Source organism: Paenibacillus apis (genome assembly GCF_018333295.1).
Taxonomy (GTDB): domain Bacteria; phylum Bacillota; class Bacilli; order Paenibacillales; family Paenibacillaceae; genus Fontibacillus; species Fontibacillus antibioticophila.
Map to the genome: position 1 here is coordinate 34,000 of NZ_BORS01000012.1, position 22,025 is coordinate 56,024.

Annotated in this window: 22 protein-coding genes; 19 read left to right on the forward strand and 3 right to left on the reverse strand. The window is 48.7% G+C overall.

The features are described 5' to 3' along the window. The first annotated feature begins 198 nt into the window (after window positions 1-198). The 15 genes from KI362_RS17095 (at window position 199) to KI362_RS17165 (ending at window position 14,696) form a co-directional block, all read left to right on the forward strand. Window positions 199-1,017, forward strand: a complete 819-nt coding sequence (locus KI362_RS17095) for an Fpg/Nei family DNA glycosylase (protein ID WP_301628899.1) — start codon at window positions 199-201, stop codon at window positions 1,015-1,017. Further along, complete coding sequence (locus KI362_RS17100) at window positions 1,007-1,873, forward strand: deoxyribonuclease IV (protein WP_301629154.1); 867 nt, start codon at window positions 1,007-1,009, stop codon at window positions 1,871-1,873. The genes KI362_RS17095 and KI362_RS17100 overlap by 11 nt, the downstream gene beginning before the upstream one ends. Window positions 1,874-1,897: 24 nt before the next feature. Then, window positions 1,898-2,239 carry a cyclic-phosphate processing receiver domain-containing protein gene (locus KI362_RS17105; protein ID WP_044479933.1) on the forward strand — a complete coding sequence of 114 codons (342 nt, stop codon included), beginning with the start codon at window positions 1,898-1,900 and terminating at the stop codon, window positions 2,237-2,239. Continuing rightward, window positions 2,208-3,296, forward strand: a complete 1,089-nt coding sequence (locus tag KI362_RS17110) for an SAM-dependent methyltransferase (RefSeq protein WP_301628901.1) — start codon at window positions 2,208-2,210, stop codon at window positions 3,294-3,296. The genes KI362_RS17105 and KI362_RS17110 overlap by 32 nt, the downstream gene beginning before the upstream one ends. A 171-nt stretch (window positions 3,297-3,467) precedes the next feature. Then, window positions 3,468-4,994 carry a serine/threonine protein kinase gene (locus KI362_RS17115; protein ID WP_301628903.1) on the forward strand — a complete coding sequence of 509 codons (1,527 nt, stop codon included), beginning with the start codon at window positions 3,468-3,470 and terminating at the stop codon, window positions 4,992-4,994. Then, the gene (locus tag KI362_RS17120; RefSeq protein WP_301628905.1) at window positions 4,994-5,902 is read left to right on the forward strand and encodes an SAF domain-containing protein; all 909 of its coding nucleotides are present in this window, start codon (window positions 4,994-4,996) and stop codon (window positions 5,900-5,902) included. Before KI362_RS17115 ends, KI362_RS17120 begins: the two co-directional genes overlap by 1 nt. A 31-nt stretch (window positions 5,903-5,933) precedes the next feature. Beyond that, window positions 5,934-6,611 carry a hypothetical protein gene (locus KI362_RS17125; RefSeq protein WP_301628907.1) on the forward strand — a complete coding sequence of 226 codons (678 nt, stop codon included), beginning with the start codon at window positions 5,934-5,936 and terminating at the stop codon, window positions 6,609-6,611. Beyond that, a complete protein-coding gene (locus tag KI362_RS17130) occupies window positions 6,608-7,411 on the forward strand; it encodes a hypothetical protein (RefSeq protein WP_301628908.1) in 804 nt (267 codons plus the stop codon). The genes KI362_RS17125 and KI362_RS17130 overlap by 4 nt, the downstream gene beginning before the upstream one ends. 3 nt (window positions 7,412-7,414) lie before the next feature. Further along, the gene (locus KI362_RS17135) at window positions 7,415-9,253 is read left to right on the forward strand and encodes an ATPase, T2SS/T4P/T4SS family (protein ID WP_301628911.1); all 1,839 of its coding nucleotides are present in this window, start codon (window positions 7,415-7,417) and stop codon (window positions 9,251-9,253) included. Then, window positions 9,243-11,321: a hypothetical protein gene (locus KI362_RS17140; protein WP_301628912.1), complete on the forward strand. Its 2,079-nt coding sequence runs from the start codon at window positions 9,243-9,245 to the stop codon at window positions 11,319-11,321. The genes KI362_RS17135 and KI362_RS17140 overlap by 11 nt, the downstream gene beginning before the upstream one ends. Window positions 11,322-11,366: 45 nt before the next feature. Further along, on the forward strand, window positions 11,367-11,858 hold the full coding sequence (locus tag KI362_RS17145) for a hypothetical protein (RefSeq protein ID WP_044478759.1): 492 nt from the start codon (window positions 11,367-11,369) through the stop codon (window positions 11,856-11,858). Between the two features lie 12 nt (window positions 11,859-11,870). Further along, on the forward strand, window positions 11,871-12,317 hold the full coding sequence (locus KI362_RS17150; protein WP_301628915.1) for a hypothetical protein: 447 nt from the start codon (window positions 11,871-11,873) through the stop codon (window positions 12,315-12,317). A gap of 10 nt (window positions 12,318-12,327) precedes the next feature. Beyond that, complete coding sequence (locus KI362_RS17155) at window positions 12,328-12,885, forward strand: hypothetical protein (RefSeq protein ID WP_301628917.1); 558 nt, start codon at window positions 12,328-12,330, stop codon at window positions 12,883-12,885. After that, a complete protein-coding gene (locus KI362_RS17160) occupies window positions 12,872-13,849 on the forward strand; it encodes a hypothetical protein (RefSeq protein ID WP_301628919.1) in 978 nt (325 codons plus the stop codon). The genes KI362_RS17155 and KI362_RS17160 overlap by 14 nt, the downstream gene beginning before the upstream one ends. 169 nt (window positions 13,850-14,018) lie before the next feature. Then, the gene (locus KI362_RS17165) at window positions 14,019-14,696 is read left to right on the forward strand and encodes a winged helix-turn-helix transcriptional regulator (protein ID WP_301628921.1); all 678 of its coding nucleotides are present in this window, start codon (window positions 14,019-14,021) and stop codon (window positions 14,694-14,696) included. Window positions 14,697-14,771: 75 nt separating this feature from the next. Here KI362_RS17165 and KI362_RS17170 read toward each other — a convergent pair whose 3' ends face one another. Together KI362_RS17170 and KI362_RS17175 are read right to left on the reverse strand one after the other, a co-directional pair. Then, window positions 14,772-15,281, reverse strand: coding sequence for a C40 family peptidase (locus KI362_RS17170; RefSeq protein ID WP_301628923.1), 510 nt, complete (start codon window positions 15,279-15,281; stop codon window positions 14,772-14,774). A gap of 295 nt (window positions 15,282-15,576) precedes the next feature. Further along, window positions 15,577-16,224, reverse strand: coding sequence for a thiamine diphosphokinase (locus KI362_RS17175; protein ID WP_301628925.1), 648 nt, complete (start codon window positions 16,222-16,224; stop codon window positions 15,577-15,579). Window positions 16,225-16,571: 347 nt separating this feature from the next. On the opposite strand from KI362_RS17175, the gene KI362_RS17180 reads away from it, so the two are divergent. Next, window positions 16,572-17,216: a trimeric intracellular cation channel family protein gene (locus KI362_RS17180; protein ID WP_301629157.1), complete on the forward strand. Its 645-nt coding sequence runs from the start codon at window positions 16,572-16,574 to the stop codon at window positions 17,214-17,216. Between the two features lie 143 nt (window positions 17,217-17,359). Here KI362_RS17180 and KI362_RS17185 read toward each other — a convergent pair whose 3' ends face one another. Then, entirely contained in the window at window positions 17,360-18,088 is a 729-nt protein-coding gene (locus tag KI362_RS17185; protein ID WP_301628927.1) for an alpha/beta hydrolase, read from the reverse strand. Window positions 18,089-18,343: 255 nt separating this feature from the next. On the opposite strand from KI362_RS17185, the gene pdhA reads away from it, so the two are divergent. The 3 genes from pdhA to KI362_RS17200 all read left to right on the forward strand — a co-directional run bounded on the left by pdhA (window position 18,344) and on the right by KI362_RS17200 (window position 22,023). Next, the gene (gene pdhA / locus KI362_RS17190; protein ID WP_301629159.1) at window positions 18,344-19,411 is read left to right on the forward strand and encodes a pyruvate dehydrogenase (acetyl-transferring) E1 component subunit alpha; all 1,068 of its coding nucleotides are present in this window, start codon (window positions 18,344-18,346) and stop codon (window positions 19,409-19,411) included. Window positions 19,412-19,447: 36 nt separating this feature from the next. Then, window positions 19,448-20,428 carry an alpha-ketoacid dehydrogenase subunit beta gene (locus tag KI362_RS17195; protein WP_044478751.1) on the forward strand — a complete coding sequence of 327 codons (981 nt, stop codon included), beginning with the start codon at window positions 19,448-19,450 and terminating at the stop codon, window positions 20,426-20,428. A 269-nt stretch (window positions 20,429-20,697) separates the two neighbouring features. After that, window positions 20,698-22,023: a dihydrolipoamide acetyltransferase family protein gene (locus tag KI362_RS17200; RefSeq protein ID WP_044478750.1), complete on the forward strand. Its 1,326-nt coding sequence runs from the start codon at window positions 20,698-20,700 to the stop codon at window positions 22,021-22,023. The last annotated feature ends 2 nt before the right edge of the window (window positions 22,024-22,025 follow it).

A 22,025-nucleotide genomic window follows, 5' to 3' on the forward strand; every position in this document is an offset into this window, starting at 1 on the left:
AGCCACGTAGAAAGGGCTTAAGTGTGAAGTGTGCTGAAGAAGCGTAAGCGTTCGCCTTTGTGAGTGGATTTCTACCTTGTGATGGCTTAGTTCAATCAGAGAAATCCGCGAGCAACAGCGATCGTAAGAACACTTCACACGTTGCCCCAAAATGTAAAATTCAGTAGTTCGACTTAAATAGTTGAAAGGACGATGAGGATGCCGGAATTACCGGAAATGGAGCATTACCGAATTGAGCTGTCCAAGCACCTCTTGGACAAAGAAATTACGGATGTGCAGATTAACAGGGAAAAATCGTTGAATATAACCGCAGACCTGTTTAAAGAACGGGTAGTTGGAAGAAAGATTATTTTCGTGGAACGACGGGCCAAGCATCTGTTGTTTCATCTGGATAACGGGCGTCGGCTCTTGCTTCATCTTATGCTGGGAGGCTTAATCTATTTAGGTGCCAAAGACGACCGGCCTAACCGCAATACCCAGATCGAAATCGAATTCGGTCCTGAGCTGGTTCTCTATTTCATCGGGCTGCGGCTGGGATATTTACATGAATTGAGCGCTCGTGAGGCGGACGAAACCTTGTCCCATCTGGGCCCGGAGCCATTTGGACGAAAAATGAATCCGGAGCTGTTCAAGAAACTGCTGCAAAAGCGCCGGGGCAGCCTAAAGACGGTGCTGGTCAATCAAGATGTGATCTCAGGTATTGGCAACTGTTATGCCGATGAGATTGCATTTGCGGCCGGTTTGAGACCTACTGTGAAGGTACAGAGTCTCGGAGAGGATGATCTTGAGCGGCTGTATGAAGCAATGCGGGAGACTTTGTCTGAAATGACCGAGGCCGGAGGTTATATGGAGCTGCCATTAACACAAGAGGATACCGTGACCGGCGGCGCAAATGACCTCTTGAAGGTCTATGACCGCGAGGGAGAGCCTTGTCCAAGGTGCGGTGACAGCATTGTGAAGGAAGAAATGAATGGACGCAAAGTATTCTACAGCCCTGGCTGTCAGGATGGCCGATAAAATTAGGATCGGCGGCCATCTCAGTATCAGGGGAGGATACGGGAAGGCAGCAGAAGAAGCGAGACTGCATTGTGCCGGGGCGTTTCAGTATTTTCCGAAAAACCCTCGCAGTTTGGCAGTGAAAGATTATGATAAGAGAGACGCATTCCGTTGCAAGGAAATCAGCTTAAAGCATGGAATCGTGTCGGTCGCCCACACACCCTATCCGTCAAATCTGGCTATCGGGCAAGAAGAGAATGGAGGGCAATACGCAGCCGTTGTGTCGTCGCTCAGAAATGATCTTGAGATTGCGGAGAGCTGCGGCTCGGTGGGAATTGTTGTTCATTTTGGCACATATAAGAAAAGAAACCCCTTACAAGGATATCAAAATATTATACAATGTATAAATGAAGTGCTATCCGGCTGGAGAGGTACTGCCAAGCTTCTGATTGAGAATCAGGCTGGCGACCATGGCATGATGGGCATGACACTGGAAGAAATGGTGCAGATTCGAGACCTGTGCCAAGCGCCGGACAGCATTGGTTTTTGCCTGGATTCGTGCCATGCGTTTGCATCCGGAATGTGGCGCGGCGAGAATGATGCTGACTTTATACCAAGAGCGGAGCAACTCGGTTACTTGGCTGCGCTCGAAGTCATTCATTTGAATGACTCTAGGTACCCGGTCTTGTCCCGGAAGGATCGACACGCCAGAGTCGGTCAGGGATTCATTGGCAAGGCAGGCTTTCGCAGTCTGTTAAGCCATCCTGTAATCCGGACGAAGCCGATGATTATGGAGAGCGAATCGGGAGAAGACGGTACCTACTTGGAAGATATTAATCGTGTTTTTGAATGGATAGAGGCAGAACAACCGGAATAATTGCGGAAAGGAAGAATTAATGTGATTCATGTATATATGGATGACTTTCGACGATGTCCCGAAGGATTCACCTTGGCAAGATCGGTCGATGAATGTCTGGAGCTGCTCAGGCAAGCAGAGGTAGACATTTTGTCGCTTGATTTTGATATGGGACCCAATGAGAAGACGGGGAATGATGTAGCTACTGCTATTGCAATGGAGGGGCTGTATGCCCGTGAAATTTACCTGCATTCCTCCAGCATGTACGGAAGAAGAAGCATGTATGACATATTGCATCAGAATAAGCCGGACCATGTCATTCTGCATACCGGCCCGATTCCGTTTGATCTCCTGGATGAAATTGAACGTAAAGCAGGGGGATACTAGGTTGACAACCAGATTAATATGCTCGGCAAATCACGGGTTTGCACCATATGCACAGGAAGAGCTGCGTCGCCGGTTCGGTGCTGTAAAGAGCCGTTTCTTGGTGCCGGGAGAAGTATTTGTGGCTGCGCTGGAAGAGCCGGCAGAGAATGTAGTAGAGCAACTGGTAAGCCAGCCTCCAATTTTCCTGCGGCATATGTTCGTCGTTGATCAGGCTTGGGAAGTCGCTGGCCAAGGAGAGTCCGGGGCCGAAAGAGAGGATGCTGTTCATCCTGCTTGGATATCTGAATTACAGGGACTCCTGAAAAAGGATGATAGGCTGCAGCAAAGCCGGATTGCCATTCAGACAAGAAAAAGCGAGCAATCCGCATGGAGTTCATCAGCGGCAGAGCTAAAGGATGCGATCCAGGGCGGCCTGGATGAATTGAATGCCGAGTTTGTAGTTCGCGATGCGGACTGGATTATCTCGGTGTTCGCAGCTGTTGATGCCGTGTATATGGGGATTGCTAAGCCTGAACATAATATATCGGACTGGAATGGCGGCGCTGTCCGGTTTCAAAAGGAAGAGGGCCAAATCTCCCGGGCCAAGTTCAAGCTGCTGGAAGCGGAGAAGGTGTTCGGAATAGACTTTTCCTCCTTCCATCAAGCTCTGGATATCGGAGCTGCACCAGGAGGGTGGACCTCCTTTTTGCTGGAAAGAGGTCTTGATGTTACTGCGGTGGATCCAGCGAAACTGCATCCCTCCGTGCTCGCTTCACCTAGACTGACTTATATTCAGAAGAATGCCGGGAGAGTGCAATTCAAGGATAATCAGTTCGACCTGCTTGTCTGCGATATGAGCTGGAGTCCGAAGCTGACTGCCAAGCTGGTAACTGAGCTGTTGTATTGCTTGGTTCCAGGGGGGACTGCGGTTATCACAGTAAAGCTACTGACCAAGAAACCAATGGCATTGATTCAGGAGGTCATGACGACCTTCCAGGATGCAAGACTCCAGATTCAACGGGCCAAGCAGCTCTTCCACAACCGGGATGAAATTACACTATATATGGTGAAATATTAATGCGATTAATTAAATTAGGACAAAATATTGCTTTACAAAGATAGCCGGTATGGTCTATACTGGTTCCAAAATTATACAAATGACGCATGGGAAAGTATCCTTTGTCCGTCCGCTGATTGCGGATAAGGCAGGAAACTTTCCTTTTTTGCGTTCCCAAGGAGGTGAAGAAAAATGAGTGGTCCGGATTGCGGCGATGTAGTGGCAGGACGCTATCGGTTATTGAAGCTGCTGGGAGAAGGCGGCATCAGCAAGGTGTATCTTGCTGCCGATCTGAAGCTGTCCGGAAAGCGGTGGGCCGTCAAGATCACTGCCGCCGGAGAAACAGCGGGAGTTGATGCTGAAGAGGAGGCGCATCTTTTAACCGCATTGAATCATCATCGGTTGCCGACCATTATTGATTTTGTGACTGATCCGCTGACGGGTTGCGATTACTTAGTCATGGATTACGTAGACGGCAGACATCTCGATCAATATGTAAGCGATCTGAAGCAGCGTCTGACGGTGGAGCGTCTTGCTGTCATCGGAATGCAAATCTGTGAAGGATTATCTTATTTGCATGGACTTGATCCGCCTATAATCCATCGGGATTTAAAGCCGTCAAATCTAATGGTTGACGCAAGCGGTGACATTCGCTTCATCGATTTCGGCATTTCGCGAAGGTACAGCTTCCATCGTGATGAGGATACGGTAAAGCTTGGCACTGTCGGCTTTGCCGCACCGGAGCAGTATGGCGGAAGCCAGAGTGATGGAAGGAGTGATCTGTATTCGCTTGGAGCCGTGTTGCTTTATTTGGCGACGGAGGGCCGGTATAGCTTCTGGTGCGAAAAGGCGGAGCAGCTTTTGGGGAGACGAGGATTATCCTCATTGAATCCGGTACTGTCCAGGCTGCTGGCGCAAGAGAAGGAAGAAAGATATGAATCCGCGGATCAGACTTATTTTGCATTAAGAGGCATCCTGCAGAGCTGTTCGCAGCAGCCATCCGCCGGAAGCGGAAGAGAGCATCGCGGAAGTGTTGCAGCAAGCGCGCATAGACCGCTTACGATTGCGATTATGAATGGTTTTCCCGGAGCAGGCTCTACGCATACTTCGATTCTGTTAGCTCATATTCTTGCCAAGCTGAGATTTGAGACAGCTGTAATAGAAACTGACAGCAAGGCTTCAGCTTTTCGGAAGCTTGCCGCAGCAGCAATCGAAGAAGGGCTGATTGATGAGCAAGCGGAAGCGGCACGCGCTTTCTGTCTGGAAGGAGTTGAGTACCTATCTTCACCGTCGCGTGCAGAGCGGCTTGAACTACTAACAAGTGATAGAGCATGTATTATATTCGATCAAGGGGCAAGCCGGAGCAAAGAGGATCTCGAGGAATTTGCCCGTGCAGATCTCGCAATTTGGGTCGAAGGGGCGGGAGTCTGGCGCAGAGCGGAAGCAGAGTTTTATGAGATTTGTCCTGCGACCGGGCGGCGGGGATTAATATGCGTAATTCCCTTTGCGTCAGAGACAACCGTCAAGCGGATGCGCAGGCTGAAGTCTCCTGTCCCCGTATATGCCTTGCCGGCCGAAGATAATCCGTTTCAACCCGGAGCGGCGGCAATCGAAGCGGCATGCCAATTGCTCAAGCTGATATTCCCGACGATAGGGGAGCCTGTCAAGCGTTTCGGCAGCTTTGCCCGATTAAGACAACGCTGGAAAGGAAGAATGTAATGTTTAAGCTGAGACGAAAGACGCGCCATCTGCTTTTTGCGGCAGGCGCAGGCTTCATACTGTCTGCTCTTATTGCGGGTTCATTATGGCTGGCATATGCGCAGCAGGTAAGGGAAGCACGGCAAGCTGCCGAGGAGAAATGGAATCAGGAGCTATCTGCGCTGAAGGAAGCTGTGGAGCACAGCACCGTAAAAGTGTGGGTTCCTTCAAAACCGCTGGAGACCGGTCAAATGATTACGCTCGAAGACTTGACGCAGCAAGAGCTGCCCAAGGATCGGATTCCGGACCAGTTACTTACCTCTTCCGAGGATATTGTTGGCCGTGTCGCCAAGCTGTCTCTTCAAGCGAACATGCCGCTGACGGAAAACCTGCTCTGGGAGAATGAACCGCTCTCTCATGATTTGAGATACCGGGAGATGGGCTTTATTCAGCTTCCTGAAGCTGCCGGCAATGGAAGTATGGTAGATGTGCGTATTCAGTTTCCGACCGGCCAGGATTACATATTGCTTTCGAAAAAGAAAATCAGCGAGCTTCGTGACCAGGATGGAGTTGTGACCATGACTTTGGATGAGAAGGAACTGTTGTCCCTTTCCAGTGCCATCGTCGATGCGTATCTTCATAAAGCTTCTATTTATGCATTGCTTTATGTGGAACCGGGCATTCAGGCTGAGGCCATCCCAACCTATCCGGCTAATGAAGCCGTTCTTCAATTGATGAAGAAGGATCCTAATATTGTAAAGCAAGCTGAGCTTGAGCTGGCGGCTTCCGCCCGGGCAAGACTGGATGGAGAATTAGCCGTTCTGGACGGACAGTCATCCGCGGCCTATGCAGCTGGCTTAAGCTCAACATCCGGTCAACGAAGGATTTCCGACAATGAAGCCCAATTTGTGATGAGCCCGTCCGATTGATGCACATCTTGCGGGGAGAGGAGAGAATGAATTGAAGCAATGGCTGTTTATGGGTGGATGCGATAAGCGGGATCTTTTGCTGTATACCTGCAAAATGATGGCGCTTGGCGGAAGCAAAGTGCTGCTGGTGGATTGGACAGACGGACATTCGTACCGTTATTTGATCAAAACAGGGATAGAAGAGCTGGCAGTAACAGAGTACAACGGATTTGATATTACCTGGTCAACGGAGGATGCAGAATTAGCAGAGTATAACTATTGTCTGTATGACATAGGAACTGCCCGTGAATCTATCGATATGCAATTAGTAGGCGAAGATAGACTGGTCTGGGTAAGTACGTCTGATCACTGCGAGTTAGGTCGAAGTAAAGAATGGCTCCATAATATCTGTAAGCAATATCCGCAGTTTCATGGAAGGGAGATTCAGCCAGTCCTCATCAGGGCATTGGATGCCATCAGGAATCACGATTATGCACTTGACTTGCTTACCGAGCTGCCGCTGGTCTGGAAGGAGAAGATGATCTCGATTCCGTGGAATGAAGGAAATGAAGAGATTCGCTTCTCCAATGAGCATACTGGCATGATTCGGATGAAACGAATAACCAGAGCCTACAAGCAAGCTTTAATAGAACTGGTAAGGGAGCTTACGGGCTGGACGCGCACTGAGGTGAGGGGTGTATTTCGTCATGCAGAAAGGAGAGGCGCATGAGCCGGATTTTATTTTGGGATTACGGAGATGGCGGGGCTGCTGATATCGCTGCTGCTATTGCTGTCTACCATGGATTAAAACGGCCCGGAAAGGTCCTGCTGCTCAATGAGCATAAAGTGGGGGAAGGCTTGGAGTCTGGCCTGAAGCTTCATGTCGATGGCTTGCAGGATTCCTCGGGGTTCCAGGTTCGCGAGCATGGTATTGAGTCGTTGCTCAGATTACAGGCTAATCAAAGGCTGTCTGCGGTTAACTTCAGGGATTATACCTACTCCTTGATCGCGGAGCAACTGGACGTCGTCTCCGGATTTGTTCATGGCAAGATACCCGCTGCTGGACTTTATCGTTTAGCCGAGCAGATTTATGAGCTCACAATTACATATTCCAGCGAGGTTCAGACCTTGCCCCATTCTGAGCCCCGAGTTGCTGTATTGTCACAAAATCGAATGCTGCTGGAAAGATTTTTTGAGGAAAAGGACAGAGCAGATCGATCTGACATTCGGTCATCATGTGAGGTATTGGTGTTGAGAGACTTTGACAGGAACTCCCGCTGGACCGTGAACAACATCCGGCGCCGGTATAAAGCCCGCGTTCCGGTCATCGCACTGGATTATTGTACTGCTTTCCGGGATGCGGTCAATCATCGGGACTTATTGAGGTTCATGTACTATTACACCTCCGAACCGCTTGGCAAAAGGACATCAGGTCCGTTCTTCTCCGGTCTGGAGAGATTGTCGGAGCAGATTATGCAGCAAATACCGATGGGCAGGACACTGTCAGCCGTTGGCGGAGAGGAGAGATGATGGATGAACTCTCATGGGTGGAATACATTCATCCTGGTCTCGATCATTACCGCAATGCTTGCCTTTTTGTGGTTTAAAATACGCACATACAATTCGGCCTCGGCAAGTATCTTGCCTGTCCATGATCCTTATGCAATTCCTGAGCTCATTAAATACGTAAAGCGGGAGCTCCATGAATTAAGCCGAAACCCCGAGCGCGAATGGAGCTTGAACGAAGAGGCCTGGGCACGAAGGGTAAGGGTGCGGACAGAGCTGAGACAGGCGCTTAGAGGAGCCGCATTTGGCGATGTGCAGGACAAGGCGTACGTTAAGTCATTTATTAAAGATTTACTGCTTAATGGCTATGGGGTTCAGCCGGATAATATTGACAGAGTTATTCCCTTTGAAGAGCGTGAGCGATTAAGCGCCCAGGACCAGTTCGAGATCCTTCTTTATCTGTATGCGCTGAGGCATGGTGAGAGGGCTCTCACAGCATTAATGGAGGAATATGAACTGGACAGGCTTAGACATCCTCCTGGCGGGGAGCTGGGCGGATATTATGAGATCAATGCGGATGACATCTGCGACATTTATTATCGGGAAGGCCGGCGGCTGTTATTTGAAGAGAAGCTGGAGCTGGTCGTTCAGCGGATTTATCAATTGTATAAAGGTTATTCCGTCATTGATGCCATTCGGGAGCAGCGGATTGATGGCGTGAGCGGCGGGGTGAGCGGAGTTACCGGTACTACGCTAAGAAATATTTTGGATCAATCGGACCCCCCTGACAAAGGGAAGGGGCTTGATGGCGACGGGTTGCCGGTAACTTCGGCTTGGGACAGTGTTTGGATTTTTTATAAGGGGAAAAGTATCCGGCTATCATTCCTAACCTTTGGCAGTGAGGCTGAATTAAAGCGTGTGTGTCAAAACATTTATAAGTACAATTTGCCTGGACAATTGTCGGAAGCAAACGGCTATAAGGTCAATGAAATGAAGGACGGTTCCCGTGTTGTTGTGGTGCGGCCGCCATTTGCCGAGACCTGGGCATTCTTTATCCGGAAATTTGATATTCAAAATGCCACATTGCCGGACTTGATTCTGGGCAGAAACGCCGTCCTTCCCATTACATTGCTGAAATATTTGATGAAGGGCGGAAGAATTACGGCAATTACGGGAGCGCAGGGCTCCGGCAAGACAACTCTGCTAATGGCTTTGGTCAGACATATCGATCCGACCTATACGTTGCGTGTTCAGGAGATGTCCTTCGAGTTGAATTTGCGGCGAATCTATTCTTCGCGGAATATTCTCAGCTTTAAAGAGACAAATACAGTCTCAGGGCAAGCCGGACTGGATCTACAGAAGAAGACGGACGGGACAGTACATATCCTCGGTGAGGTGGCAACCGATGAGGTCGCCTCCTGGATGATTCAGACAGCACAAGTGGCAAGCTTGTTTACCGTATTCACGCATCACGCCAAAACCTTCCGCAATCTGATCGAGTCCTTACGCAATTCTTTGCTGAAAAGCGGTGTTTTCCGTGATGAGACTATTGCTGAGCAACAGGTAGCCGATGTCATCGATTTTGATATTCACCTGTGCAAGGATGCCCAGGGAAATCGGTATATTGAGCGGATTACCGAATGCTGCAGAGAGGCCGGCGACGAGGAGACAGGCAGAGGGTTCCTCGGAAGGAGAAAGAGCTACAATGAGCGGACGATTGTGGAATACAGAGATGGGGCTTATGTAGCTGTCGAGCCATTATCCTTGATTAGCCGTACAGAAATGGCAAAGTCCATGCAAAGTCAGGATGCTGTCTCATTTCTGGATTTTACCGATGAGGTCTGGAGGGAGAATATTGGAGCTTAGAGCCCTGCTTTGGCTGACGGCCGGCGGTTCCCTTGTCCTCTTCCTGCTTCTTATGATGCTTGGCCGGCGCAAGGGAAGGATGGAAGCTGTTACTGCGGGATCAAGTGAAGAAATGCAGTCCCAAGCAGGCTATAAAGGGCTTTGGCAGCAATTCCTGCTGAGATCTTATTCGCTTGCCGTAAGGACGGCGTGGATACGCTACTTGCTGATGAAGGTACGTTCAAGAATGTCGGTAATGCAAATGTATGAGGAACGAACACTCCGGATCCAGAGTATGCAAATGCTCTATGCGCTGGCCGGAATAAATGCGGCAACATTAGTTGGCCTATTGGTCATGAACCCCGGCGTAATCTTCGCCCTTACCTCGATCATCGTCGGCGCGGTCATTCAAGGCCTGCTGCTGGAACTGAAGGTGAATCGGATGGAGGTCATGCTGCTTGAGGGCATGCTCTCTCTTTTGTCGGGTGTGAGACATGCTTATCAACGACATGGTATGGCAGCGGACGCAGTTGAAGAAGCGGGGGAAGATGCCGCTGAACCGATCCGCCGCCATGCAAGATTCATTCATGATGCGCTTACGGACAGCAAGCCTGCAGAAGCATTGGAGCATTATTATGAGACCGCTCCTAATCGCTTTCTGAAGGCATTCGCCGGAATATCCCAGTTAATCATGGAGTTCGGGGATCAGAACAAGGGAAAGGGATCGCTCTATTTGCGCGGACTGGGCAATTTGACCGGAGAAATTCAGCTGGATGTGCTTCGTAGAAAAAGACTGGATTATCTGCTGAAAGGACTAAGCTTCATCGCGCTGCTTCCGGTATTCTTTACCCGGTTGGTCGAACGCTGGGCCATTTCCAGCTTTCCTTTAACAGAGCAGTTCTACTTAAGCAAGCCAGGGCTTCTTGTGAAGGCGGGTCTTTTGCTCATCGTATTGATGAGTACATTGCTGCTGCAGAAGCTGAAGGGCGAGGAAGAGTACGCTGCTCGTCACCGGGAAGACAAATTAAACTGGGAGACGAAGCTCTACCGGCTTCGCGGGTTCAGGAAAGTCGCACTTTGCTTTATCCCGCTCCCGGGCTCCCGAGCACGGGTTCACCTCCAGCAGCTATTGAAGGACACCAACCATTCACAGAGCCTGGAGCTGTTTCAGCTTCGCCGAATCTTGCTGTTTATCCTGTGCACGACGCTCGCAGTGGGCGGAGCATTCAGTATGCACTGGAAAAGCAAGCAGTGGATCGAGAATGAGCCTCCTGCCGGATACACCTTCTTCGGCTCGCTTTCCTCCCAGGATCGGGAGGCTGCTGAAAGAGCTGTTGCCATGGACAAGCAGCTTCTACACTCCAGTGCCGTTCGTTCAGAGATGGACAGGGAGCAGTTAAAGGCCGAGATTATGAGAACTGCAATAGAAAGGAGCCATAAGCGATCCGCACCAGAGCTCGAGGCAGAGGCTGCTTCTGCCCGGATTATCGATAAGCTGAACCGGCTTGATCGGGAGTATTTTAAGTGGTGGGAGCTTCCGGCGGCGGCCGGAATCGGTATGGCCGGTTATTACATGCCGTACTTGATGCTGTTGCTAAAGCGAAGAATCAGGATGATGGACAGAAAGAATGAAGTCTATCAGTTTCAGACAATGATTTATATTTTGAGGGAATTAGACAGGATTTCGGTCGAAGAGATTTTGGAATGGATGTACAGCTATGCCGTCATCTTCAGACAGCCGCTGCAAAAATGCCTGCTGCATTTCTCGCATGGATCGGAAGCTGCTCTTCTGGAACTAAAAGAAGAAGCCGGACTGGAGGAATTTCGCCAGCTTGTAGACAAGCTGATCCTGGCCAATGAGAAAATAACGATTCACGCGGCTTTTGATGATCTGGAAAGCGACATGTCCTTTCAATTTGAACAAAGACGCCTTCATTTTGAAAAATCGCTGGATACGAAGGCTGAGCTGGGGCGGATCTTCGGGTTCGCACCGATGTATTCCCTGATATTCGGATACTTGGTCATCCCGTTAATCTGGATGAGCTTCCGGCAGATGGACATCTATTTTGAACAAATTCAGCACTTATAATGTGAGTTCAAAAAGCAATTTACTTATTCACAGGAGGTAATAGTTATGAATAATGCGTCTTCCGCTTTGAAAGTAGCCGCAGGAATCTTTTTGACAATCGCATTGATTACGATTGTGGTCATTTTATTTGTATCCGCACAGGAGGCTACCAAAACGGCGCAAAATAATTTCTCGGATATCCAAACCGAGCTGTCGCAAGCTTCCTTCACGGTGTATGACGATACCACAGTCAGCGGATCCCAGGTCACCAATGCGCTGCGAAAGTTCAAGGATCGCGTAGAGTTTGGAATTCAGGTAAAGACGGGTAAAAATGCAGCCGGTGAATGGTACGGGGATATGCTGCGTATCACAGGGACTCTGACGAATGAGCAGTATGGCTCTGTTATCGGGGCGAGCGGGGCCAATATCAGCAATACCTGGAATGAGAAGCTTGACGAATACGTGAATCCAAGCGGCAAGTTCAAGGCCAAGGTGATTAAAGACAATTCAAATGTTGTACGCGGTCTGGTCTTCACGCAAACTACAGTTAGTCCGTAAGAGAACCTTGCTATGAATAGTCCGATTAAAGTGTTGCTGTGGGCAGGCACCGGAGCCTCGATCGCTGTCATGGCATTATGGGGTGTCCTGCAGCAGGCTCAAATGCAGGATGCTGTTCTCAAACATACTGAAGCCTATATTCAAAATCAGAAGCACACCGTTGCCTATGGCAAAGAGGCGCTGCCTAGAATTGATGGGTCGGGCATTCCGGGTCCAGGTGCATACAGCGGATTGCAGGTCTTGTACGGAATGCGCGGCTGGGCGGCCGAAGGTGCCGAAATCGTGGTTGAGGGGGAGGTCATCCAGCCGATTCTTCCGGATTTGAATGATCCCGCTGCATTATACGATCAGGATCTTCGCAGCCTGCTTGGTGTGATTGATTTATCAGCATCCTATACGGCTTCGGTAACAACGGGAAGAGCTGATGGTCTGATAACCATCCAATTTAACAAAGATTAGGGGGAGAAAGGTGGGGAATGCGCTATCAACAATTACTGCCGCATTGCTGGCCATTGTGCTGATCCTGTTTTTCCCGTTCATGCAGACAGCTCAGCGCGAAGAGGATTTGCGCATGCTTGCTGCTTATAACAGTCTGGTGCAATTTACCGATGCGGTAAGAAATAAAGGGTATGTATCGCCAGAGATGGTCGAGGACTTCAGCGGGGAGCTTGCGCGCAGCGGTGTCGTGTTCGATATTGAGCTGGAGCATAGACACAAGAAATACCATCCGGAATACGGTGACCCGGCAGATGCAGCGACCTTTCAACATGAATTTAAGGTGGTCTATGATGCTTACTTTACTGAAGATGTGATGGAGGTGTTATATCCTGACGACTCCGGCGGGAATGCGAGTCTGGACCGAAATCTGTATATGATGGAACTGGGAGACTTCTGGGTGGTGACACTTATTCCCCGCTCACGATCGACCTATGAGATTTTATCCGGGTACTTGGTTGGGCTGACCGGGAAAGAAGGGAGCAGCGGAAAACTTACATACGGAGGGATGATCCTAAATGAAGATTACTGATTGGTCATTGATCTTCGTGATCATTCTCTTGCCGCTCTGTGTGATGGCGGGATGGGACACCGGACAGCTCCGGCAGACTCGAGTGCTGGAAATCCAGTATACAACAGCGCTTAGGACAGCAGTGCAGGATGCGGGTGTTGTTCTGACTCGCAACTATTTACAGGCTGACGAGTACGGCTATGCTTCGGACAAGCAATCAAGGGTAAACAAAGAAGAGGCGCTATCCGTGCTGCAGAGCTCTCTAGGCTACAATTTTGACATTGCAGACGATAAGGCGGCGATGAATGCATTCATGCTGTACATTCCGGCAGTGGTTGTTATTGATTATGACGGATACTATATGTATGAACTTGCGGATAAAATGGACGGGAGCCATGTTATCCAGTCCTCCCATCAATGGATGCCCAAAAAACCGTTTATCTATGAGGACAAGCAAGGCTATAGTGCCGCATTTACACTGGATGATCAGGTTACTGTCATTGACCATCTGACAGGTGAGCAAATTCAAGGCAAGCGCGGGGAGCTTCCGGATACCTTGTTTCCGAATTTGCTCTCAGATCCAGAGAAATTCGACCAGCTGCGAAGATCGACGATTGTGCGCTCCATTGAACAGGACCTTTCCCGAGCTATAGAAAGCCACAATACGGCCGTGCGGCGGCTTGGATGGACTTACTTGTTCACGATGCCGACAATTTCACAGGAAGATTGGAGCAATACGCTGGATGAACCCGGTATGCTGGTATTTCTCCAAGGGATTCCTGCAGGAGTAAGCCGGTTCAACAACTATGCCCTGGGGGGAGGGAGAGTGGTGAGAGCCAAGGGATTTCTGGCCGATAAGGATTCCGTATCAGGACTTCCTTATGTCTCATCGGGAATTTGCAATCTGCCTTTTGCAGCGGAGGAAGTGTATGCCCATAAACGAGATGCCGCAGAGGCTGGATACTATGAGTGGAATTGCCGCTGAAGGCTCCCGTGTTCGCCTGCTGTTGCGCTGAAGTGCTCTAGTGGGGGGGTAGCGGCATACAGTATTCTTGGAGCAGACCATTTCGGTAAGGAATGGTTTGCTTTTATTTTGCCCATCTTAACTGTAATTGGAATTACCCGGATCTAACAAGGCTGGAGGCAGAGATGAAATGAAGGACAGTATATTAATCGTTGAGGCAAATCATTTTGACGCTTCCGAGCGCAAGGAGGAGCTGGAGCAGCTTGGCTTTGAGCCTTGGCTGTATCCGGATATAGATGAAGCGAAGGCGCACATGGATCGAATCGCCCCGGAAGCATGCCTTATCTTCGCGTCATCGCTGAAAGATATTGCCTGGAATCGGCTGAGAGCCTGGGATATCCGGTTATCCTTGCCCTGGATTTTTATTGTAGAGGACTGGACCAGCGGGCAATTAGCCCAAGCCTATTCTGCTGGAGCGCATGAGGTATTGCAGGGAAGTATCCCAACCGAGGAGCTAGCCATTCGTGTACGTCACTGGATTGAGTTGTTCAGACGCATTGCGGACGGCAATCCTTTAGAGCTTGCATATGCTGACTTGAGGATGGAGCTCAAGGCCAAGCGGGTGTTTCGGGGCGAAGAGTTGATTAGATTAACTGTCAAGGAATTTGAATTGCTGCGTTTTCTGGTGAAGCGGGCTGAACAGGTTTGCCCGAGAGAACTTATTCTCCAGGAGGTATGGGGCTATGATTTCTCAACGGGCACGAATGTGGTGGATGTATACATCAGGCATTTACGAAAAAAGATTGATAAAGGTCATCGCCATAAGCTGATTCATACCGTAAGGGGAACGGGATATGTGCTTCGATGACAAAAGGACTGCCTTCTGGCAGTTTTGCCAGGCAGCAGCCCTTGTGCGGTCGAGGTCATGCTATGAGATCAATTACTAGAGTACTCTGCGAGCTTTAACATAAGCCTTTTTCCAGAAAGAAGAATTCAAGTTGGATACAGTTACGCCTGGTTTGCCATACGTGTGAAGAATTTTGCCATTCCCCATATATACGGCGACATGGGTAACATTTTTTCCGGTGGAGCGGCTGCCGCTTGAGAAGAATACTAAATCTCCTGCCTTCAGATTAGATTTGGATACGGCAACGCCGACTTTGGATTGTTGAGCAGAAGTTCTAGGCAATGTCACGCCGTATTTCTTGAAAATATGCTTCATAAAGGAAGAGCAGTCAAATACTCTGGTTGTAGACGTAGAGGCTCCGAATTTATATGGGGTACCCATGAATTTTTTTCCGTAATTAACAACCTGTGTGCCTTTAGATACTGCAGTGCTTTCCGCTTGTTGTACCGGTGCCGCTTCGGCTCCGCCAGCAAGCAATGTGCCGAATCCGATAGTCGATGCGATTCCAATTGTCAGTACTTTTTGGAATAGTGTGTGTCTGTTCATGTTAGTATACCTCCAAATTTCTTGTATTTTGTCGACTAGCTTGTAAACCGAGTATAACAGCTTTTTATTTACCCAAAATCATCCATAATTGCTGTATTGCTTGCAGGGCAAGGGATTGCCTCTGATTATTAAAAACAGATTAAAGTTACAAAAAAGTAAGAATTTAAGTGGGGGAGGAAAAGAAAAAGCACGGAAATTCCTTGATACATCAAGGGATTTCCGTGCTTTTAATTCGTATAAAGATAGACTTGCAGATATTACGATTCTGTCATTTTTAAAGACGTTTTCTTCTGTTTCAGTCCTTGCTCTGAATAATTAACAGCAAGCCGCTGTCTATCCGGATTACTCCTCGGCCATGGGTCAGGCGATTGCTGACACCAAGGGATTGTCCCATCTTAATCGTTGCGTTCTCCAGGGGATACATGAAGCCTTCCAGTGTTATTCCTGTTACCTCTGTGGTCAGAGGAAGCAAAGATACATATGTATAGCCTCGTTCTTCCAGCTCGCAGCTCGTTCCGGTCAGGGTAATATAATTATTCGCATCCCAGATGGAGCTTGTGATTTGATGCTGCAGCCCGCGCATCATAATGTGTACATTGGCCAGAGAGTGGTCAAACCGGGTTCCCAATACGCCGAGCATCGTCACTTCGGTGGCTTTATTGTCGATTGCCAGATCAAAAGCCAACTCCGTATCTGTTAAATCTTTGTCTATGGCATCACAAGAAATGAATTGCTTGCTGTTTGCGGTGATCAAATCCAGTTCTTCAGGGCTGACGGAATCAAAATCACCGACTGCAATATCAGGAGACAGGCCGTGTTGGATTAGAAATAAAGCGCCGCGATCAGCTCCGATGATCATATCAGTTTCAGTGAATGCGATTTGCTCAAGACAGGAGGGGTCAATTTGGCCGCCGGCAAAAATATATACCCGTTTCTCTTCCATGTCTGAAATCTTCCTTTCTTGGTCTCAATCCGGTAGTTCATCTTATCAATATTAAATATTATATAAGTTGAACTATTGAATTTTACGTTTGAGGGCAACGTGTGAAGTGTGCTTACGATCGCTGTTGCTCGCGGATTTCTCTGATTGAACTAAGCCATCATAAGGTGGAAATCCACTCACAAAGGCGAACGCTTGCGCTTCTACAGCACACTTCACACTTATACCCTTTCTACGTATATAGTTCAACTTATATAGTATAATTCAACTTTTAAGCTTGCACAATTTAAGCTGCCCGGAATACAATGGACGGAGAAACATTGCATGTGAGAGGGAGCAGAGAACAGAAAATGCATTTATTTGATATTTTCAGCATCATTGGCACAGCTGCCTTTGCTATGTCAGGCGCGTTCGTGGCAATGGAGGAGGACTATGATATCCTAGGTGTGCTTGTCCTGGGATTAGTAACGGCTTTTGGAGGCGGGGTCATCCGCAATGTATTAATTGGAGTTCCTGTTACAACCTTATGGTCACAAGGGGAATTGATTCTGTGGGCGGTGTTATCGATCCTTGCCGCTTTTTTGCTTCCGATCAAATGGATTCCCCATTGGAAGAAGACGGAAGCGTTGTTTGATGCAATTGGTTTATCCGCCTTTGCAATCCAAGGGGCTCTATATGCTACAAACATGAACCATCCATTAATTGCGGTTGTCGTTGCTGCCGTGCTTACGGGGATTGGCGGAGGCATGATTCGGGATTGTCTTGCCGGACGGAAGCCGCTTGTGCTCAGAGATGAGATTTATGCGGTATGGGCAATGCTTGGCGGTCTTAGTGTTGGACTGGGCATCTTCAGTAATACAGTAGGCTTGTTATTCCTGTTCGTTCTGATCGTTTTTGCCCGCATGCTATCTGTTCATTTTAAATGGAAGCTGCCGCGCCGTTCCCTGAAATCCGCGAACAAAAACGTGAATTCAGAGCACAGCAGCCTTTTATAGATAAAGAAAGGGCTATCCCGAAGCTGAAAGTGCCAAAATTGCTGACATGGAAGCCTTCTGCAGCGAAATAAGTACTGAAACACATTAAAAAAAGTTGAACAGAGAAACCTTGCGTTTTCTCGCTCAACTTTTTTTATTTGCAGTTAGCCTAAAAAATGAACAAGCGCATCCGGTAATTCCTGTTGCCAGAAGCCCCAAAGGTGCTTCCCGTCCTTCTCCGCATAGGAGACTTTAGCTCCGCGCTCCTCCAGCAAAGCTTTGGCCCTCCGATTTAATTCGACAAAGTTATAGGTTCCCGTGTCTGTCGTGTAGGCCTGCTCTTGAAGACCTACAACCATAAAGACGGATAGGGAAGAGAGATCCGAGTGGGATTCGATGATGTTCAACGATGCTTCGTAATATGCGCCGGATAAGCTGATAATGTTGCAAAACAGATCGCTGTGTTTCATTGCCAGGTGAAGAGAGAAGGAGCCGCCAAGCGAGTCTCCGGCCAGAATACGCTCTTGCTTCTCCCGCCGCACGGGATATTTGTTTTCAATGAAGGGAATAATCTCATCAGTTATACAGTTCATGTAGGCTTCAAAGCGATTCCCGAAGGGAGCATACTCTTCAGTTCGGATCGAAGTATCGACTTCAATGCCGACAATGATGAATGGATCAATGCCTTCATCTAATATCAGCTGATTGGCATGGGTCGCGATTCGCCCAAAGTTAAAAAACTCTTCACCGTCCTGACAATATACAACGCGGTAACTTAAGATTTCGTTATAGCCAGGCGGCAGGTAGATTCGAAGCTTTCGCTTCTCTCCGAGATACCGGCTTTCGAGCTCTTCCTTAATAATCGTCCGCTTTAAATAACGCGAATCTGTCATAGTTAGGCACACTCCCTGCTTTCTTAGATTTTGCTTTTGGAGTCTCTTTAAGCTAAGATATCCAGTAGTACAGAAAACGCATACAAGCCAAATGCAGGATTTCTGTTATACAATTATTTATCGACTGTTATACGTACAAAGATAAAAAGTTTAGTCATTTTATCGCAATCCCTTTGACTAATCGGATGAAACAGTTGTATAATAATTCTATAACAGAGGAACATGATAATCAAATATTTTGTCGAGGTGAAGAAAATGAGCAAGATTCCTTATGAAGTATATACGGAGGAAGTCGAAGCTTTAACCGTGCTTTCGCCGGATGGAGAAATTGTTAACAAAGATATGGTCCCGAATTTGTCGGACGATCAGTTGAAAGAATTAATGTACCGTATGGTATTTACACGTACTTGGGACGAACGCGCCATTAACCTCGGACGCCAAGGTCGTCTCGGATTTTATGCTCCGGTATCCGGACAAGAAGCGACGATGGTCGGCAGTGAGTTTGCACTGGACAAGAATGACTTTGTCTGCCCGGGTTACCGCGATATGCCTCAGCTCGTATGGCATGGTCTTCCATTGTACCAGGCTTTCCTGTATTCCCGCGGCCATCAACACGGCGGAGAAATTCCCGAGGGTGTTAACGTACTTATGCCTCAGATTATTATCGGCGCACAGGTTCTTCATGCCATGGGTATTGCCATGGGCTATAAATTGAAGAAGCAGAAGCAAGTTGCCATTACTTATACCGGTGACGGCGGATCGTCTGAAGGAGATTTCTACGAAGCATTGAACTATGCAGGCGTATATAAGCTGCCGGTTATTTTCTTCGTGCAAAATAACGGTTACGCCATTACAACTCCGTTCTCGAAGCAAACAGCGGCTTTGTCGATTGCTCATAAAGCGGTAGCGGCAGGGATTCGCGGTATCAAGATCGACGGCATGGACGTATTTGCCGTGATCAGTGCGGTTCAGGAAGCTGCTGAGCGTGCGCGCAACGGTGAAGGAGCAACGTTGATCGAAGCTGTGACTTACCGTTTCCGTCCGCATTCCTTGTCCGATGACACAAGTAAGTACCGGACGAAGGAAGAGGAAGGACAATGGAGCGAGAAGGATCCGATTGTCCGTCTTGCCAAGTACCTGGAGAAAAAAGGACTTTGGAACGATGAAGAAACGGCCCGCGTGAAGGAAGAAGCAAAGGCAAAAGTGAACGAACAGATCAAGAAAGCGGAACAAACCGAGAAGATGACGATTCCTGGTTTGATTGACAGCATGTTCGAGCAAACGCCTAAGCATCTGGAAGAGCAAAAAGCGGATTTTAAATAAGCCTGAAAGAAGTTCTATTGAGGAGGATATGAAGCAATGGCACAAATGAATATGAAAGAAGCAATTCGCGATGCGATGCGCGTAGAGTTGAACCGGGATCCGAATGTCTTGCTGTTCGGAGAAGACGTAGGTAATGTCGGCGGGGTATTCCGCGTTACAGAAGGTTTGCAAAAGGAGTTCGGAGAAGAGCGTGTATTTGATACGCCGCTGGCTGAATCCGCAATTGGCGGTATGGCTGTCGGCCTCGGGATTCAAGGCTTCCGCCCTGTAGCGGAAATTCAATTTGTCGGCTTTATTTTCGAAGCGCTCGATCAAATTCTGGTTCAGGCAGCGCGCATGCGTTACCGTTCCGGCGGACGCTATCATTCTCCAATTGTATTCCGTACGCCATACGGCGGCGGTGTTAAAGCGGCTGAACTTCATACGGATGCTCTCGAAGGCTTGATTGCCCAAACTCCGGGGATCAAACTGGTTATTCCGTCGAATCCTTATGATGCCAAGGGTCTGATGATCTCTGCCATTCGCGATAACGATCCCGTGTTCTTCATGGAGCACTTGAATCTGTACCATGCTTTCCGTGCGGAAGTGCCGGAAGGAGAATATACGGTTGAGCTTGGTAAAGCTAACATTGTGCGCGAAGGCTCCGATGTTACGATTATTGCTTACGGCATGATGGTTCACACAGCGGTGAAGGCCGCTGAAGAGCTGGAGAAAACAAAGGGAATCAAGGCTGAAGTCATCGATCTTCGTACCCTGGTGCCGCTTGATATCGATACGATCGTTGCTTCCGTGAAGAAAACAAATCGTGCGATCGTGGTTCAGGAGGCTCAAAAATCCGCAGGTATGGCGGCTGAGATTATCGCTCAGATCAATGAAAGAGCTATTCTGCATCTGGAAGCTCCAGTGCTTCGTATCACGCCTCCGGATACTGTATATCCGTTCGCACAAATTGAAGATCAGTGGCTTCCAACCCCGGCCCGGATTATTGAAGGGGTCAACAAGGTTCTTGAATTTTAATTGACAAAATCATAAGAGGTTGTTCAAAAAGTCATCTTTTGATCACGAAGTAATTCATGAGGTTAATTCGACATCGAATTTTGCGCTCACCCTAGAAGTCCGAGCGGATGCTTACGAGGTATGCTTCCTTTAGAAGCATTTTGCTCATGTAGGTTTTGCCTACACTCCGTTCCTCCTTCTTCGGGTTCTCACAACCTTCTCGGTGCTGAAAATCTGACTTTTCGAACACGTACTATAACTATCCTAAATTGAAACAGGAGGTCTTCCAGGTGGCTAAATTTGAATATCGCTTCCCTGAGCTCGGCGAAGGATTGCATGAAGGCGAAATTATTAAAATGCACATCAAAGCCGGCGACAAAGTAACTGACGAAGATATCGTAATGGAGGTTCAAAACGACAAGGCTGTCGTTGAGGTGCCTTGCCCAGTCAATGGTACAGTGCTTGAAGTATTCGGTACGGATGGCGCGATTTTCCGCGTAGGCCAAGTTGTGGCTGTAATTGATGCGGAAGGCGACATCCCTGAGCAAGAGCCGGCACATGAAGAAGCACAAGCCCAAGAAGCCGATTCGGCGAAGGGCGGAGCGGATACGACTTCTTCGCCTGCGGCTTCCAGTCCTGCTGACGCTAAAGAAGGCGCGGCAGCGGGTGCTGCACCGGCGGCTCCTAATCATGAAGTGCTGGCAACACCAAGCGTACGCAAATATGCTCGTGAGCAAGGGATTGATATTGCGCAAGTAACCGGCAGCGGTAAAGCTGGCAAGGTGACTCGCGAGGACGTAGATGCATTCAAGAGTGGCGGTGCTTCTGCTGCTCCGGCAGCTGCAGCTTCCCAAGCATCCGAAGAATCGGTTAGCGCACCTGCAGCGGCTTCTGCAGCTTCGAGCAGCGCTGATCTGGAAGAAGAACGCGTACCGTTCAAGGGCATCCGCAAGGCGATTTCCAATGCGATGGTTAAATCGGCCTATACAGCTCCTCACGTTACGATCATGGACGAAGTGGACGTAACCGAGCTGGTAGCCTTCCGTACACGGATGAAGCCGGTTGCCGAGAAGAAGGGCATCAAGGTCACTTACCTGCCATTTATCGTTAAGGCGCTGGTAGCTGCATCCCGTAAATTCCCTGCGCTTAACGCTTCGATTGATGAAGTGAACAACGAAATTGTCTACAAGAAGCACTATGATATCGGGATTGCTACGGATACCGACAACGGCCTGATCGTTCCGGTAATCAAATCGGCAGACCGCAAGAGCATCTGGATGATCGCCGAAGCCATCAGTGATCTGGCTGCACGCGGCCGCGATGGCAAGCTGTCTGCTAATGAAATGAAGGGCAGCACGATTTCGATCTCGAATATCGGATCTGCCGGCGGTATGTTCTTCACACCAATCATTAACTACCCTGAGGTAGCTATCCTTGGTACGGGCCGTATTAGTGAGAAGCCTGTTGTGAGAAACGGCGAGGTTGTAGTGGCTCCTGTCATGGCGTTGTCGCTCAGCTTTGACCATCGCCTCATCGACGGTGCAACGGCACAAAACTTCATGAACTATATCAAACAGCTGCTCGGCAACCCAGAGCTGCTCGTAATGGAGGTATAACA

What these genes read in the sequence shown, in the direction of transcription:
- KI362_RS17160 (WP_301628919.1), top strand. Translation starts at nt 12,872, where the DNA reads ATGAAGATTACTGATTGGTCATTGATCTTCGTGATCATTCTCTTGCCG.
- KI362_RS17120 (WP_301628905.1), top strand. Translation starts at nt 4,994, where the DNA reads ATGTTTAAGCTGAGACGAAAGACGCGCCATCTGCTTTTTGCGGCAGGC.
- pdhA (WP_301629159.1), top strand. Translation starts at nt 18,344, where the DNA reads ATGAGCAAGATTCCTTATGAAGTATATACGGAGGAAGTCGAAGCTTTA.
- KI362_RS17195 (WP_044478751.1), top strand. Translation starts at nt 19,448, where the DNA reads ATGGCACAAATGAATATGAAAGAAGCAATTCGCGATGCGATGCGCGTA.
- KI362_RS17175 (WP_301628925.1), bottom strand. Translation starts at nt 16,224, where the DNA reads ATGGAAGAGAAACGGGTATATATTTTTGCCGGCGGCCAAATTGACCCC.
- KI362_RS17170 (WP_301628923.1), bottom strand. Translation starts at nt 15,281, where the DNA reads ATGAACAGACACACACTATTCCAAAAAGTACTGACAATTGGAATCGCA.
- KI362_RS17095 (WP_301628899.1), top strand. Translation starts at nt 199, where the DNA reads ATGCCGGAATTACCGGAAATGGAGCATTACCGAATTGAGCTGTCCAAG.
- KI362_RS17115 (WP_301628903.1), top strand. Translation starts at nt 3,468, where the DNA reads ATGAGTGGTCCGGATTGCGGCGATGTAGTGGCAGGACGCTATCGGTTA.
- KI362_RS17145 (WP_044478759.1), top strand. Translation starts at nt 11,367, where the DNA reads ATGAATAATGCGTCTTCCGCTTTGAAAGTAGCCGCAGGAATCTTTTTG.
- KI362_RS17100 (WP_301629154.1), top strand. Translation starts at nt 1,007, where the DNA reads ATGGCCGATAAAATTAGGATCGGCGGCCATCTCAGTATCAGGGGAGGA.
- KI362_RS17150 (WP_301628915.1), top strand. Translation starts at nt 11,871, where the DNA reads ATGAATAGTCCGATTAAAGTGTTGCTGTGGGCAGGCACCGGAGCCTCG.
- KI362_RS17180 (WP_301629157.1), top strand. Translation starts at nt 16,572, where the DNA reads ATGCATTTATTTGATATTTTCAGCATCATTGGCACAGCTGCCTTTGCT.
- KI362_RS17165 (WP_301628921.1), top strand. Translation starts at nt 14,019, where the DNA reads ATGAAGGACAGTATATTAATCGTTGAGGCAAATCATTTTGACGCTTCC.
- KI362_RS17130 (WP_301628908.1), top strand. Translation starts at nt 6,608, where the DNA reads ATGAGCCGGATTTTATTTTGGGATTACGGAGATGGCGGGGCTGCTGAT.
- KI362_RS17135 (WP_301628911.1), top strand. Translation starts at nt 7,415, where the DNA reads ATGAACTCTCATGGGTGGAATACATTCATCCTGGTCTCGATCATTACC.
- KI362_RS17185 (WP_301628927.1), bottom strand. Translation starts at nt 18,088, where the DNA reads ATGACAGATTCGCGTTATTTAAAGCGGACGATTATTAAGGAAGAGCTC.
- KI362_RS17110 (WP_301628901.1), top strand. Translation starts at nt 2,208, where the DNA reads ATGAAATTGAACGTAAAGCAGGGGGATACTAGGTTGACAACCAGATTA.